The organism is Streptomyces sp. G5(2025) (assembly GCF_049542075.1).
Lineage (GTDB): Bacteria > Actinomycetota > Actinomycetes > Streptomycetales > Streptomycetaceae > Streptomyces.
In genome coordinates this window covers 16,091-29,782 of sequence record NZ_JBMUZT010000001.1, presented here as the reverse complement: position 1 = coordinate 29,782, position 13,692 = coordinate 16,091, and the positions used below count along the sequence as shown (strand labels likewise).

General features: G+C 67.4%; 14 protein-coding genes. All 14 read right to left on the bottom strand.

All coding sequences use genetic code 11. From position 1 onward, the window contains the following. Window positions 1-112: 112 nt before the first annotated feature. Entirely contained in the window at window positions 113-1,012 is a 900-nt protein-coding gene (locus tag ACOBQB_RS00165) for a hypothetical protein (protein WP_423587846.1), read from the bottom strand. 148 nt (window positions 1,013-1,160) lie between these two features. Then, on the bottom strand, window positions 1,161-1,511 hold the full coding sequence (locus ACOBQB_RS00160; RefSeq protein ID WP_423587887.1) for a transposase: 351 nt from the start codon (window positions 1,509-1,511) through the stop codon (window positions 1,161-1,163). Window positions 1,512-2,528: 1,017 nt separating this feature from the next. Further along, on the bottom strand, window positions 2,529-3,602 hold the full coding sequence (locus ACOBQB_RS00155) for a ParB/RepB/Spo0J family partition protein (protein WP_423587845.1): 1,074 nt from the start codon (window positions 3,600-3,602) through the stop codon (window positions 2,529-2,531). Beyond that, on the bottom strand, window positions 3,599-4,864 hold the full coding sequence (locus ACOBQB_RS00150; RefSeq protein WP_423587844.1) for a ParA family protein: 1,266 nt from the start codon (window positions 4,862-4,864) through the stop codon (window positions 3,599-3,601). The genes ACOBQB_RS00155 and ACOBQB_RS00150 overlap by 4 nt, the downstream gene beginning before the upstream one ends. A 925-nt stretch (window positions 4,865-5,789) precedes the next feature. Then, complete coding sequence (locus ACOBQB_RS00145; RefSeq protein WP_423587843.1) at window positions 5,790-6,998, bottom strand: hypothetical protein; 1,209 nt, start codon at window positions 6,996-6,998, stop codon at window positions 5,790-5,792. Next, window positions 6,995-7,147, bottom strand: a complete 153-nt coding sequence (locus tag ACOBQB_RS00140) for an HIT family protein (protein ID WP_423587886.1) — start codon at window positions 7,145-7,147, stop codon at window positions 6,995-6,997. Before ACOBQB_RS00140 ends, ACOBQB_RS00145 begins: the two co-directional genes overlap by 4 nt. Then, the gene (locus ACOBQB_RS00135; RefSeq protein ID WP_423587842.1) at window positions 7,148-7,495 is read right to left on the bottom strand and encodes an HIT family protein; all 348 of its coding nucleotides are present in this window, start codon (window positions 7,493-7,495) and stop codon (window positions 7,148-7,150) included. Then, the gene (locus ACOBQB_RS00130; protein WP_423587841.1) at window positions 7,492-7,893 is read right to left on the bottom strand and encodes a RapZ C-terminal domain-containing protein; all 402 of its coding nucleotides are present in this window, start codon (window positions 7,891-7,893) and stop codon (window positions 7,492-7,494) included. The genes ACOBQB_RS00135 and ACOBQB_RS00130 overlap by 4 nt, the downstream gene beginning before the upstream one ends. Then, window positions 7,811-10,375, bottom strand: coding sequence for a tyrosine-type recombinase/integrase (locus ACOBQB_RS00125; protein WP_423587840.1), 2,565 nt, complete (start codon window positions 10,373-10,375; stop codon window positions 7,811-7,813). Before ACOBQB_RS00125 ends, ACOBQB_RS00130 begins: the two co-directional genes overlap by 83 nt. Further along, window positions 10,372-11,616, bottom strand: a complete 1,245-nt coding sequence (locus ACOBQB_RS00120) for a tyrosine-type recombinase/integrase (RefSeq protein ID WP_423587839.1) — start codon at window positions 11,614-11,616, stop codon at window positions 10,372-10,374. Before ACOBQB_RS00120 ends, ACOBQB_RS00125 begins: the two co-directional genes overlap by 4 nt. 44 nt (window positions 11,617-11,660) lie before the next feature. Next, window positions 11,661-11,930: a RapZ C-terminal domain-containing protein gene (locus ACOBQB_RS00115; protein WP_423587838.1), complete on the bottom strand. Its 270-nt coding sequence runs from the start codon at window positions 11,928-11,930 to the stop codon at window positions 11,661-11,663. Between the two features lie 189 nt (window positions 11,931-12,119). Beyond that, the gene (locus ACOBQB_RS00110) at window positions 12,120-12,692 is read right to left on the bottom strand and encodes a hypothetical protein (RefSeq protein WP_423587837.1); all 573 of its coding nucleotides are present in this window, start codon (window positions 12,690-12,692) and stop codon (window positions 12,120-12,122) included. Next, window positions 12,693-13,499, bottom strand: coding sequence for an Lsr2 family DNA-binding protein (locus ACOBQB_RS00105; RefSeq protein ID WP_423587836.1), 807 nt, complete (start codon window positions 13,497-13,499; stop codon window positions 12,693-12,695). It abuts the gene before it with no gap. After that, entirely contained in the window at window positions 13,484-13,687 is a 204-nt protein-coding gene (locus ACOBQB_RS00100) for a hypothetical protein (protein WP_423587835.1), read from the bottom strand. Before ACOBQB_RS00100 ends, ACOBQB_RS00105 begins: the two co-directional genes overlap by 16 nt. Window positions 13,688-13,692: the final 5 nt, after the last annotated feature.

Here is a 13,692-nt window from a genome sequence, read left to right as displayed (position 1 = left end):
GATCCGAGTTCGCGGAAATCCTCGCCGTCGTCCCGGTCGCCGCGGCCGCCGTCGTCAAGCATGCCGCGCAGGCTCACGCCGTAAGCACTGGCGCCCTTGGGCCCAAGCTCCTTCAGTGCGGGGCTACGCGGGTGAGTTCCGCGCTGAATTCGCGCAGTTCGGGCGAGGGGCGCGGAGCGGACTTGACGAGCTGCGCTACGGAACGAGCCTGCTTGGATACACAGGAGGGTTCCATCAGACCTCGCCCTCCCGACTGCTTAGGGTTCATGGTCTGTTCTGCCATCGCAAGAAACGCTGTGGCCGTGTCGGTGGGAGCAAGGTAGGTGACTTCCGGCACCGTGACAGTGGAACCGTCGTCCATGTGCAGCGAGATGGTGAAGGTGTAAATCCAGGGCATTGATCCCTCGCCGTACCTCTCGGGTCCGACAGTGAACGCCACCCGTTCCTGAGTGTGGGGCGGGAGGGTGTACTTCATCTTCCGGGGAATGACGGACCTAGCACCCGCCTCGCGCGGGATCTTGATGTCGTACTGGGCTTTGATGTCGGTTAGCCCGGCACCGTAGCGACAGAAGACCTCAGTGGCGGAAGTAAGGCGCACATCAGCGCGGGTGACGAGGACAGGATTTTCTGCGCTGTTCCTCAGTGTCACGCTGACTACGGATGCGGGCACTTCGACCTGTTCGGTGACTTGCCCGTCGAAGACCACATCCGCGGCGACGTTCTGCTCCCGGTCGAGGTCAGAGTCGACCAGCTCGACCCGCGGGGGCGGCTCGGGGGCAGGCTTGGGCTGTACATCCGGCCAGAACAAGAAGACCAGCCCCACGATCCCGGCGACCACCGTAAGGGCAGTGCCGATGATCTCAAGCTTCCTGTGCTGCCTGGACCAGAAGCCTCCCTCATGCTGCCCCTCGTCCGGGGCCGCCGCCGAGTCAGCCCCGCGCGCCGACGGTGTAGAACGCTGGTCGTCACCGTCGACGTTCTGGGCACGTGACTGCGGCGGCACAGGAGCCACTCTGGCCTCTCCTAAGGGTGGACACTGCTCCCCATCACGTAAACCGTCTGTCTCTCCAGAACTCATGACTGTCGCCTCCCCGTCCGCACCATCGTTTACCCCCACGGAGCCGCTGGAGCCGCCGCCCCGTCCCTCCACCGCCGCACCATTAGCTTCGGCTGATTACCGGCGTGTCCACCCGGCGGAGACCTTCTTCTTGCCCACTCCGAAGCCGATCAGCGGCGCGGACTCGAGCGTCTCCGCCAGGATTTCGCGCGGCCCCGGGTTCGAAAAGACGCAGCATTTGGGCGGGGCTTGGCGCTTCTTCACGATGACGTGCGTGTCCTTGCCTGTGACAAAAGGCCCGGGCAGGGCAAGTGTTGGCGTCCAGCCGCAGCCATGGAGAGACGTCCACAGCCTGCACGATCCAACCGTCTGCCGCCCTCGGCAACGGCATCGAGCCCAGCGTGCGACGCAGCCGGGCCACGTCGGTCCGGCCGAGGTTGAGGCCGTCGTACAGGGCCCGTGCCCGCGGACAGCGGACGTTGCCGACCGGGCGGGAGGAGCGGATCTCTGAGGCACCGCGGCCATGCTGCGCTCTGAGCGGTGCACCTCTATTACGGCGTAATAGGGGCTCCTGCAGCCGGACATCGACATCTGCTGCTGGAAACCAGCCTGCCCGATCGAGCCGAGCCAGCCTCGGTGTGCAGGTGGGCGTAGCCTCACCACTGACCTCAAAAGGGGTGGTCCAGCTAGCGAGTTCTACTGAAGCAAAGCACGTCGCCGTCTTCGTCGGGTGTGGCGCCCGCGCACGCTGACTCCCACACCTTAGGAAGTGACGGAGTCGGCTTGGAATCTTCCCAGCCGTATCGCTGCGGCTCTACCGAGTCCTGCCACCACAGAGTGAGCCCGCCTGCGACGGCCATGAGGGCCAGCCACAGTGCCACGGCCCACCGCCATAGTGTGTGCCCGCCCGTCCCGCTCACCGCCTCACCTCAACTTCCTACCTCGGACGATCGCTCGGTGCCAGACGATCAGACACCCGAGCGGGCCTCTGCAGAGGAATTTTCGATCAGTTCGATTTTTCGCTCAGAAGGATCCTGCGCGCAAGGCGGTACACATCGACGATGCAGATGAGGTGCTCAGAGACGCTGCACGTCGGCAGCGTTCCGCAGCGAGCGCAGGCCGGGTTCACCTCGGCCTGCCGGGTTCACCTCGGCCTGAGGATGATGGCAGTGAAGCTCCTGCGCCGACTTCCCGAGCGAGTCGCGCTCGCGTGATCTGCTGGCTGCCTGCAACGCAGTCGATCTTCCCGTGTGTTGCGTCGTAACGGGCATCAAGGGCTGGCTACGTCACCCCGTGCTCCTCAGCAGAACGGTATGTTCTCGATCTCTTCTTCGCTCGCGAGCCGGGACCGCTCAGACGAGGCAGACCTCTGAACGTAAAGCCCCCGCTGGGACCTGTGCCTCGTCGTACATGCTCGCGGCAGCACGAAGCCCCCGGACTTCGATCCGGGGGCTTCACTGGCTGGTGGGCTTCAGCTCGCCTTGGCTGTCTCTGCACGCCGACGCCGCGCTGTCTCATTCACCTCATCGACCATGGCGAAGAACTGGGTGTCGTCCATCCGCTGGTCCAGGTAAAACGCGGCCTCCTTACCGTCGTGGTACGGGAACTTCTTGAGCACGGGACCTCCTTCAGCGGACGCCTGGCGAGGCTCCGGAACGCCCTCGCCCTCTCCCCCGCCGGTGACACGGTTGACACCACGGTTTCGATCCGGTTCGGCGCGCTCGCGGGCCTCGTCGGCCGCGTCGGGCGTGGCCTCGGAGTCTTGCACCAGGTATTTCGTGGGCTTCGGCGTCGGAGGGGGTTGCTGGCCCTTGTTCTTCCTTCGTGCTGCCTTCTCCTGCTGTTCCAGGGCCTGTTGCTGCTTCAACTTGTGTAGCGCCGCTTCCTGCTGCTCGGCTGGCTTGTTACCCACAGCGCGCAGCAGGTCGACCGACTCCTGGCCGATGCGATTCTTCAGCTCAGGTGTGAGCTTCAGCAGTGCCAGGCGCTGGGACACCCAACCCTGGGATTTATGCAGGCGTTTGGCCAGGGCGGTTTGGGTACCGTGAATGGCAAGCAGTCGCTGCAGGGCGTGGGCTTCGTCGAGCGGCTCGAGGGCTTGGCGGTGGATGTTTGCGACGAGCGCCGACTCGAGAATTGCTTCCGGGTCAGTGCCCTGATCGTCGTCGACCATGACTTTCAGGTGGGTGACGCCGGCCTCCCTTGCGGCTGCGAGACGGCTGCTGCCGTCGACGACGACATAAGTCGCGTCCGGCTCCAGCTCCTTCTCCCGCTCCGGGTTGGCTGCCACATAGGCATCCCGGTTCATGACCGTGATGGCCTGCTTCTGGCCGTGCTCTGCCAGGCTTCCTGCGAGCTCGGTCAGGTCTCCGAGGCTGGTCCGCGGGTTGTCAGGGTTGAGGCTGATACGCCCGACGGGGAGGCTGGTTGGCGGGGCGATGCCCTCGGTCGGTACGCCCGTTGCTGCGCCGATCGCGGCGCGTCGGCTGCTGATGCTGCGGGTGGCACTGAAGCGGCCGGCTCCGAGCTGGTCTGCCTTGCTCATGCGATCTCCCGGGCCAGTGCGCGCATGCCGATGGCTTGCTGCGATCTGGGGGCGTATGTCAGCAGGGGCCGCTTCATTCGGACGGCCTCCTTTTGTTCCTTGAGGTCGCCGATGAGGCCGACGACTCGTGGGTCCTTGATGTCGACCCATCCCTGGAGGGAGGACGTGGCGATGTATCCGCGCCGCCCGTCGTAGAGGTTGACCGCGATGCCGAGGTAGTCGATGTCCAGGGCGAGGTCATTGCTCAGGTCGTCGATCTGTGTGGTGAGCAGGCCGTAGGCGTCGGCAGAGCTGTCTTCTGCCTGAACGACGATGAGGACTCCCGAGCGGCCGGGGCGTTCACCGTCACGCCGACGGCCGTAGTAGGCAGCGGCGTCCATGCTGAGGCCAAGGCTGGGGGGGCAGTCGACCAGAATGACGTCGTAGTCGCCCTCGAGCGGAGCCAAGGCCCGTTCCAAGGCGGCTTCTCGGGCACGTACGGCCGACAGCCGCACGTCGAGGAGGAAGGCATCGGTGCAGGCAGGCAGCAGGTGCAGGCGCCCGCCGAAAGACTCTTCCTCAATGGACACAATAAGGTCGCGCAGGTCGCCCTTGGGGTCTCCGGCCATGTGGTTGGTGAGGCTGTCGCCGTTCATGGGCAGAGGGGTGGCGCCCAGCTGGTTGGTGAGGTGTCCCTGGGGGTCGAAGTCAACGAGGAGGACTCGCAGCCCGAGCCCGGGGAGGTTCTCGACGTCCAGCGGATCGTCGGCTGGACGATCGTCCGCAGGTGCGCCGTTGCTCGCGCGGAGGGCCTTGGTGAGCTGCTTGGCGACGCGTACGGGATAGAGGGTGCTGGAGTCTTCTGCGAGCGCTTCACCGGTGCCGGCGGTGATTGCTGTCTTGCCTACTCCTCCCTTCTGGTTGCAGACCACGATGCGCTGTGTAACGGCAGGCCGTTCGACATGCGGTGCGGGGTTGGTGTCGAGCCACAGCTGCACGGACTGCGCGAGCCCCTGGATCAGGGAGACTCCCCGCTCGGCAGCAGTGTCCCGGAACGTTTCCCACTGGCCTTCCGGGAGGAAGGTGGAGAAGGAGTCGGCACCAGAGGTGTCGATTGTGGGCGGACTGGAGGCGAGACGGATCCAGTCCTGGATGCCCTGCTCCACCGCGACTTGGATCTCAACATGGTGCTGGGCCGCTCTGACCTTGAGGGCTTGCCGGAGCCGTGCCGGCAGCTTGGATACGACCTTCTCGCGGTCGCTGGGGGTGGCTGGCGAACTCATGCAAGACACCTTACTAACGTTGGAGATCGTTTTACGCATCGCCGCGCTAGTTAACCGCAGTTGCGTGGCAGTCACCTCAACCGTTTTCAGCTATTACGCCGTAATAGCGGAGGCGCCTCCGCAGTACCGCTCCCCCTCCTGTCAGCTATTACGTCGTAATAGTCCGTGCCCTCCGTCGCGGGCAGTGGAGAGACGCTGGCGGACCGATCATGACTACCGCGAGCCAGGAACGGTTCGAGTTGCACCACTGCGAAGGCCCGCCCTTAGCCACGGCTGACACCACCACATCACCCTCATCGCCCTTCGGTGCCTGCACCCAAGACTCAGACGCCAACCTGCCTCGGTACCAGCCCTAGACACCCTTCACGACCCCATTCAGGTGCCGGACCGGCGCCTGCACCACCGGTGGCACTCCCCTCGCCAGGAGCAGAGCCGGAGCCAGAACTAACGAAGCCCTACGAGTTGCTCCGAGCGCAGAAGCCCACCTGAGGGCGGCGCAGCCGATCGCGAGTACAAGAGGGTGGGTGGTCTGGCTCACAAGACTCGCCGCGGAGACCGTCATCAGGAGACTCCCTTGCAAGCTATTACGCCGTAATAGCTTGCAAGGGGGGAGCTCTCGTTGAAGCAGAGATGAAGGCGGAGAGAAGTCCAGAGGTCGCACCCGTACATCCCGCTCGTGGCGACAGCCGACTCGGCGCTCACAGAGCGCTGGTGACTTATCAGCCCGGTGATGGAGGTCTCCATCTCATGCGGGGTCGGAACGGTCATGCGCTCATCCCCGCGAGAATGGCGTTCAGACGCGCCACGCGGAGCGCTGCGGCCCGTGCTTCATCAGGCTTCTAGGCCTCACTTCGTTCTTGCCCCTGAAGCACAAGAAGGCCCGGCACTCCCGCGATCGTCTGCGGGAGTGCCGGGCCTTCGGCTGTCAGGCCGTCCAAGTCGCGGGCGTGCCGTCTTTGTCGGGGCTGGCGATGCCAGCGGCGGCCACCGCGGCGGCCGGGTGCCGTAGCGCGGTGATCGGAACGGCGCCGGGTTCAGTGGCAGGTGCCCAGACCATGCGCCAGGTGTCGTCCCACTCGCATCCGCAGCTGTCGTCCTGGTGCGGGTGCCGTAAGAAGACGCCGTGGGTTTGGACTGCGTGCGGGATACGGGGGATGAGGACCGCCGGGTCGTCGCCCGGGTCCAGGTAGAGGTTGCGCCAACCGTGGGTCCAGGCCATGGACGCGAGGGCGGCCTCGATGATGTCGGCCCACCGCTGGTGTCCGAGGACCAGGAAGCCGACCGGGTAGAGGTCATCATCAGCCGTGCCGTCAATCCCGGCGACGAACAGGCCCTGGTGGGTGATGAACCCGTGGTCGGCCGCACCGTCGGCGCAGGGTGTCCAGAGCTGTTCGGCGGGGTGCATGGCGTCGTCGCCCGCACTGGTCTCGATCTCGTACAGGGTCGGGGCGGTCATGCGCTCGCCCCCGCAACTGCGGCGTCCAGGAGCGCGACGGCGTCGGCCTCGTAGGGGTCGGCGAACAGCTGGTGGTCGCTGACGTCGAACGGCCCGAACCTCGTGGAGATGCGGAACTCGGGTACGAGGGTGGTCTCGCGTCCGTCCAGCGCGGCGGTGAGCCGGTCGTAGTCCTGCTGGGCGTGCCTGATCTGGGTGTACGGGCCGAGGCGCAGCAGGGTGTAGCCGTCGAGGCTGTCGTCGGACCTCGAGGTAGAGGGCGTAGTGCGCGGGGTCCATGCCGATGTCGTCGGGTAGGGGCAGGTTCGCGGCGGCGTGGGTGAGCGTGGCGTATCCGGGCTGCCAGATGCCGAGGATCGCGCTGGTCTCGCATCGGAGCCAGCCGCGGTCGGTGTAGCCGAGCCGGCGGCCGTGGAGGTAGCCCGCGGCGTACGGGTTGTCGGGGTGGACCAGGGCGACCGCGATCAGGTCGGGGCCGTGGTCGTCGCCGGGCCGGGTGTGCGCGCGTTCCACGAACGGGCCGACGCGTACGGCGATGTCCCGGGCGCTGCCGGGCGTCCGGGGCTCGGGGTGGCGCAGAGCGGTGAGCATCGCGCGGAAGTGGTCGATGACGGTCTGGTCTTCGGGGGTGAGGGCGCCGGGGGTGTGTCTGCGGCGGCGGAGGAAGGGGCGTTTCATCGGGAGGGTTCCTGTTCGCGGGTGGGGTGGGTCCAGGGCAGGGCGAGGCCGTCGCCGGCGGTGCGGGGGAGGAGGTGGCCGTGGAGGTGGTAGACAGTCTGCGTGGCGTCCGGGCCGCAGGAGGTGAGGTAGTTCCACTGGCCGCCGATCTATGCGGCGAGTTCGGCGGCGCGCAGCTGCACAGTGGCGGAGACGACGGGGTCCGTCGTGAAGTCGGCGACGTGGCCGCGGGGCAGGACCAGGAGGTGGCCGTCGGTGCAGCCGCCGCTGCGCGGCACGATTGCGAGGGCGTCGCTCCACTCGTGGACGATCGTTGCCGGTGCGCCATCGTGGATGATCTGGCAGAACGGGCAGTCGGGGCGCGGGTGTTTGCGGGGGACCGGGGGCCGGTTGATGTGGTGGTGGGTGACCTGGACGCGGGCGCCGCTCTGTTGCACCCGGTGGCCGATGGCGTCGGCGATTGCGGGTGCCCTTTTCCGGACTAAGGAAATGATCATGAGGCAGCCGACTTCAGCACCCGGGGGAGGTGGATGTGGAGATGCTCGACTTCGACCTCACGGCCGCGTTCACGAAGGGCTCGCGCAAGGATTTCAGTGAGGCCGCTGGCCCTGTGACGTCCCCCTGCGCATCCGATGGCGATGCGCCGAGGGCCGGCCGGGAGGTTCGCGTAGTCCGTGAGGTTGTCGATCAGCTCACGGGCTCCGGGGGTGTTGAGGACGACCTCCTGGACGCGGGGGTGGAAGCCGTCGAGGTCGAGGATGTCGCGGGCGGCCGCCGGGTCGCGGAGCCGCTCGCGGACGTCCTCGACACGGTCAGCGGTCGGCGGGATCGGGGTGCCATCCGGGCTGGCGGGGAGGTGGAGGTAGCCGAACGAGATCAGGCGTATCGGGTGCAAGGTCGGGTTCTCCTGTTCCTGGCGGGGGTGCGGGGTCGGTGATGACGGGCATGCCGAGGTCGACCAGTTGAGGGCGCCCGTCGGTGGGGGTGTTCTTGAGGCTGTTGAGCTTGGCCATCGCGGCGTCGAAGCTGACCTGGAGTCCCTCGACTTCCCCGAGCCAGCCATTGGCGCGGGCCTCGCGGATGCGTTCGCGGAGGTTCTGGATGATCTCGATGAGGCGCGCCTTCTGGCGGGGGTCCATCTGAAGAACTGGGCAGCGGATGCAGGCATGCTCGTGCTTGCAGGGGGTTCCGTAGGGGCGTCCGCAAGTGCCGAGTGAGACCTTGCGGAGTTCGAAGTGCTGCTGGAAGTCGCGCCACTCCTGGGCGGTGGGCTCCCGGTACTCCTCCGGCGGACGTGCCGCGCGACGACGGTCCAGGAAGCCGCGGTAGGTCCTGATCAAGTCGTCTTGGAAGACGGCGAGATATGCCTGAGTGGTGGTCAGCGTCTTGTGTCCGAGGATGCGGGCGGCGATGTGGACTGGCAGGCCGCCGGTGACGGCCTCGGTCGCGAACATCCTGCGGAAGTCGTGGGGCGTGTAGCGAAGGGGCTCGCCTGCCGCGTCACGTAGGCCGGTGCATTCCAGGGTGCGGTCGAGGAGGCGCTTCACGGCGGCCTCGCTCAGAACCGCTGACTGCCAGTAGGGACGGCGCTGGAAGAGATGCGGGAGCTGTGGGCCGGTGACGCGCTCGTGGGAGTCGTAGCGGGAGACCAGCGGGATCTTCCCGCCGTTCGCGTCGCGCAGGCGCTTGATGATCGTGGCCAGGACGCTCGCCAGCTCGGGGCTGACCAGCAGCAGCCGTTCCTCGTTGCTCTTGGACGGCACGATCTGCAGCAGCGGAACGACCTCGCCCTTGTCCGGGAGTTGGTCGGGGAGCTTGTAGGAGACCAACGCCAAGTGCGTCAGCTCGGTGAGTTCCTCCGCGCGGACGCCGGTGTGCCGCAGGGTCTCGATGACGGCCCAGGCCCAGAAGGCGTCGTCCTCGACGAGGGTCTGGTTGATCCGCCGCGCCGTGCTGCCGACTTCCTTGATGAAGACGTGCGGTGAGCCGTGGTCGGGACGGCTGGGCACCTGGTTGACCGCGGGAAGCACCCGCAGGTAGCGCTTCCCGGCGTGCTCGAAGACGTCGTTGAACGGCGTGGAGCGGGCCGCCTCCAGGAGCTCGGCGGCTTCACGGCGTACTCGCTCAGCGGTCTCGACAAGCACCGGCAGGTGTGGCAGCCGTTCCCGCACCCGCTGGTGCATCCGAGCTGTGGTCTGTTTGATCATCTTGTGGTTGCCAGCGCCGTCGCCCCTGGTGATCGGGCTGGGGACGGCCCACTGGGCCCAGTAGGGGTCCTCGTGCGCCCACTCCTGGATGTCGAGGTAGAAGCCGCGGATGCGCATCATCACGTCGATGCGCGAGCGTCGCTCCCGGACCTGGCCGCTCTTGTCGGTGTAGGTCAGAATCCGCTGCTTCCAGGCGTCAATGACGTCCTCCGGGATCCGAAGGGTCTCGATGCCGGGGTGGTGGGCTTCGATGTCTGCCCAGAAGACGCCGGCCAGTTCGCGTACCAGTCCGCGGAAGGTGCCGTAGTCGACGGCCGGCCGCCGTTCGTCGAGGTAGCGCACCAGCACGTTGCGGATCTGGGTGGACTGGATGTTGTAGGAGTCGACGAGTTCGGCGGTCGGCCGCTGTCCGTGCCGAAGTGCGTCCTTGAGGGTGTCCTTGGTCTGGAGGATTCCGACCCCGCGCAACAGGTCCCAGGCGCTGTGGGTGCCGACGTATGCCTCGCCGCTTGCGCGCCGGTCACGGGCCCGGAGGTAGAAGATGTCCTCCATGGTGAGCTGATCGAGATCACGGCCGGTGTGCAGGATGATCGAGGAGATCAGGCGGAGGCCCTCGTCGATGTGGCGGCCCGTCATGCCGACATCGGCGCCGTAGCGGCGGGTCTCTTCGAGCTTGCCGTCGGGGAAGAGCAACTGGACGTTCTTGAAGAGCCGCATGGCCTTGTAGCCGCGCAGGAAGCCGTAGCCCGGCAGCACGATCCGGTTGATCATCAGCTGGTTCATGCCCGAGATCACGCCGTTGCGCATGGAGTCCCGTTGGTCGTCGCCAAGCACTCCGGCCAGCACGATCTCCTTGCCCTGGTCGGCGCCAGCTGCCCGCCACCGTGCCTGCCAGCCGTCCCCGGGATGCGACTCCAACCACTCCAGGATCCGGCCGGAGAAGGCCAGGAACCTCACGGCAGGATCGACGCTGAGGCGGTCCGACTTTCGTGGCCAGAGCGGTGAGGCGGGAAGCAGCGCCAGAACCTCGTCGCGGGTGCACTTGTCGTGCGGGCCGACGCGGTTCTCGTCGGCCTTCAGGTCGTGTTCGACGAACAGCGGTCGTGCCGGCGTCGTGCCGGTCCCGGCCTGCCGGGTCCGGTTGGCTCGTCGTCCTCCCATGTAGCTCATGCCTGACCACCCCCGAACAGCACCGCCAGGTCGCTCGCCTCGTAGCCCGTGGCGACGGCGGTCGGTGGCGCGGGAGACTTCGCCCGCTCCTCGCGGTCCGCGAGGTACTCCTGGACGCGGGCGATGACCTGCTCTTCCTCCTCGACCAGGTAGATGTCGGCGGTCGTGCTGAGGTGCGCGTGCCCGAGGATGGTCTGCACGTCGCGCAAGGTCAGGCGCTTGTCCCGGGCCATCCTCAGCGCGGCGGTGTGCCGCAGGTCGTGCATCGACCAGTTCGTGCCCAACAGGGCATTGGCCCGGCGGAACACCGCGCGCAGGGCCTCGTAGTTCAGCGGCTGGTAGTTCAGCCCTTCGCCGTGATCGCGTCGGCGCAGGGTCCACCACAGGGGCTCCTGCGGATCGAGCGGCGGCCCTTCACTCTGGTAGAGCCGCAGCCAGATGAACGACTCCGGGCTGGAGGGCAGCCACTGCTCGGCCTGGGAGCCCTTGCGCTCGACGCGTACCAGCTGATCGCCCCAGTCGACGTCGACGCCGCGAACCCCGAGGAGCTCGGAGGCGCGGGCGGCGTTGCTGATGCCGAGCGCAAGGATCGCCCGGTCCCGGTTCGACCGCAGGGCCGAGAACAACTCGTTCCACCGCTCATCCGGCATCTGCCGCGGGAGCCGACGCGGAACCTTGGGGTTGTAGCGCAGCCGCCCCTCGCTCCCGTACGGATCCAGCGGGTTGTGATGGGCATTCGGTCGCCGCCTCACGCTCCGTGCCAGCGGCACCGGGTTGACCAGCGGACCGCTGCCCGACTCGATCCAGAACTCGTAGAAGCTGCGGAGCACGGCGTTGCTGTGCCGGATCGTGCGAGGCTTGTAGAGGTCGTCCAGGTACGGCTTCTTCGTGATCGTGTTGGTCGTCCCCGCAGTCACTGCCGAGTGCGTACGCGCAGACGTCCGAGGCTTCGTCGTGACGCGCAGCCACAGCACAAAGTCGCGTACTTCGGCCGAGGTGGCCCGGTCCCACTCGACCTGGACCACCCGAAGCCACCGCCACCAGCGCAGAAGATCGAAGGCGTAGCTGCGGACGCTGCCCGGCCGGTTGTCCCGAGCGACGAAGTCGATCAGGAACCTGCGAATCGGCTCCACCGCTCTCCCTTCCTCATCGAAGACCAGCCAGGGCACCGCCCCTGCTCCGACCGCCACCCGCCCCCATCGCGGGAGACGGATCGACTGGATGTCACGAGATGCTGCCAACTTCGTTGCGCTCCTTCGTCGTTCGGATGCGCAACGTCTACCGACTAGGCCATGCGAGGGATGCGGTCACACCCGGCGTGTCGTCCGGTAGTCCGGTCAACAGCTCTGTGCCTTCCGTACCAGCAGCTCACCAGGAGCTGGACCGGGCGGCCATGCGCGGCACCGCGCAGTGCAGCCAGTTCATGAACTGCGTCGTTGATGATGCGGGCCGCACCCGGGGTGCCCAGGACGTAGTCGCGTACGCCGGCGTCCCGTCCGGTCTGCTGGGCGACGACGTCGGCCAGGGCCGGGTCGTCCGGCGGGTTCAGGAGCATGTTCGTGAGGTTGATTTGAGGACGGCGGCGCGGTAGCGGGGCGGGGAAGTGTCTTGCCAGCGGGCGCCGAAAGAGTCGATGAACACGTCGGGGGTGGTCACGGAACCTCCAGACTCGGAATCGGGTGGGGACACATCGAGCGCCGCCCCGGCCGGGAAGGTCGGGGCGGCGCTCATGTGTCGGTGGGGGCTACTTGGTGGTGTCGGTGATGACCAGGGACCAGGAGTCGCGTGCGCCTCGGGCGGAGAATCGCTCAAGGGCACGCGCCGGCTCGGTTGCCGGGGTCTTCATGCGTCGCTGCCGTTCACGCGCTCGTGTATTTCGATCAGGGTGGTGATGGTGTCCGGGGTTTCCGCCCAGCCGACCCACCCACTGTCCGCGGGCGGTGAACACGGGAACCGCGTCGGTGTCGGCGTCGAAGACGACGATGTACTCGCCGTACCGGTCCAGCACCATCTCCTGCAGCGCCCGCGCTGGTGCGGTGGCCAGGACCTGGAGGGCATCGACGGTGAATAGGGCAGCCTCACCCGGGATGCCGGGCTGGAGGAGGGTGCCGGTGACCCTCAGCAGGTCGCCGGGCTGGATGCCGGTCAGCAGCTCGTGGGCGATGCGGGGATCGCCGGTGCTGCAGGACCAGATCACGTCGTCCACGAGGTCATCGGTGGGCGAGACGACCAGCTGGAACCGGGCGGTGTACGGCGCGCCGCCGGGTGTGGGAACGGTGTCGAGGTAGCCGTCGACGGTGAGGCGCGTGGTGTCCATTCAACTCGCCTCCGCCAGAGCGGGGGAGCGGTGGGCTGCGTCGTAGGCGTCCATGACCTTCTTCGGCGGGTTTCCCCGGTCAGCGACCTCGTAGCCGTTGGCGCGCGCCCACGTCCGGATTGCCGCCAGTTCCTGCGAGGAGCGCTTGCTCTTGCCGATCACAGCCGACATGGTGCCCGTGCTGACCGCCGGGGTGCGCCCGCCGCCGGTCTTCACCTTGCGCAGCTGGGCTTGCGCGGCCTCGAGTTCGGCCCTGGCTTTGGCAACCCGCTCCTCCGCGTCGCGCTGCGCCTGGTCGGCGCCGCGGCGCTCGGTCAGTTCGCTCAGGTCGGCGCGCACACGAGCGGCGCGGTTGCGGATGCTGGCGGCCGGGTGACTCTCCGCCCGGTCCAGCAGACCCTCGATGCCGTCATGGTCCGCTGCTCCCGGTGCGCCGGTGTCGCTGTCCGGGGTGTGCTGAGCGGCGTGCTGGGTGGCTTCAGCGAGTTCGCTTTCGGTGAGTCCGAGTGTCTCGCGGACGTGGGCGGGGTGGTCGCCGTTGCGGAGCATGGAGGCGGCGGTGGCGGTGAAGGCGGTGGCGGGCATCGAGTCTCCGGTCGGGGTGTTGGGGGCGGGGAGGTGGGGGAGCAGGCGTACGAGGTCGTCTTCGCCGCAGGGCAGGCCAAGCGCCTCCAGCAGGTCGGCGAGGTCGTCCTTGCCGCGGGCGTGGCAGGCGACCACCACCGAGGCGGTGGCGCTCTGATGACTATCGAGCGGGGTGAGTTCGAGGGCCTCGGCTTCGAGGGCCTCTCTCATGTCGGCGAACATGACCGGCCCTCCTCCGCAGCTGTGCGGGGCTTGCGCTGGGCGGCGTCTAGCACCTCACGGTGGTGCCGCCGTTCAACGTCGGTGAGCGGCCGGGCCTGGCCGTGGCGGTGCCAGAGCAGGGAGGCCGGCGGCTCGGGGTAGGTCAGGCCGTGGCCGGTGTCGGGCTCGGGCGGGGTGTCGGTGTTCATGCGTG

Bases quoted from the DNA above. Each gene is read 5' to 3' on its own strand.
- ACOBQB_RS00100 (WP_423587835.1), bottom strand. From the start codon at position 13,687: ATGAACACCGACACCCCGCCCGAGCCCGACACCGGCCACGGCCTGACC.
- ACOBQB_RS00155 (WP_423587845.1), bottom strand. From the start codon at position 3,602: ATGAGCAAGGCAGACCAGCTCGGAGCCGGCCGCTTCAGTGCCACCCGC.
- ACOBQB_RS00110 (WP_423587837.1), bottom strand. From the start codon at position 12,692: ATGGACACCACGCGCCTCACCGTCGACGGCTACCTCGACACCGTTCCC.
- ACOBQB_RS00150 (WP_423587844.1), bottom strand. From the start codon at position 4,864: ATGAGTTCGCCAGCCACCCCCAGCGACCGCGAGAAGGTCGTATCCAAG.
- ACOBQB_RS00135 (WP_423587842.1), bottom strand. From the start codon at position 7,495: ATGATCATTTCCTTAGTCCGGAAAAGGGCACCCGCAATCGCCGACGCC.
- ACOBQB_RS00105 (WP_423587836.1), bottom strand. From the start codon at position 13,499: ATGTTCGCCGACATGAGAGAGGCCCTCGAAGCCGAGGCCCTCGAACTC.
- ACOBQB_RS00115 (WP_423587838.1), bottom strand. From the start codon at position 11,930: ATGCTCCTGAACCCGCCGGACGACCCGGCCCTGGCCGACGTCGTCGCC.
- ACOBQB_RS00125 (WP_423587840.1), bottom strand. From the start codon at position 10,375: ATGAGCTACATGGGAGGACGACGAGCCAACCGGACCCGGCAGGCCGGG.
- ACOBQB_RS00145 (WP_423587843.1), bottom strand. From the start codon at position 6,998: ATGAAACGCCCCTTCCTCCGCCGCCGCAGACACACCCCCGGCGCCCTC.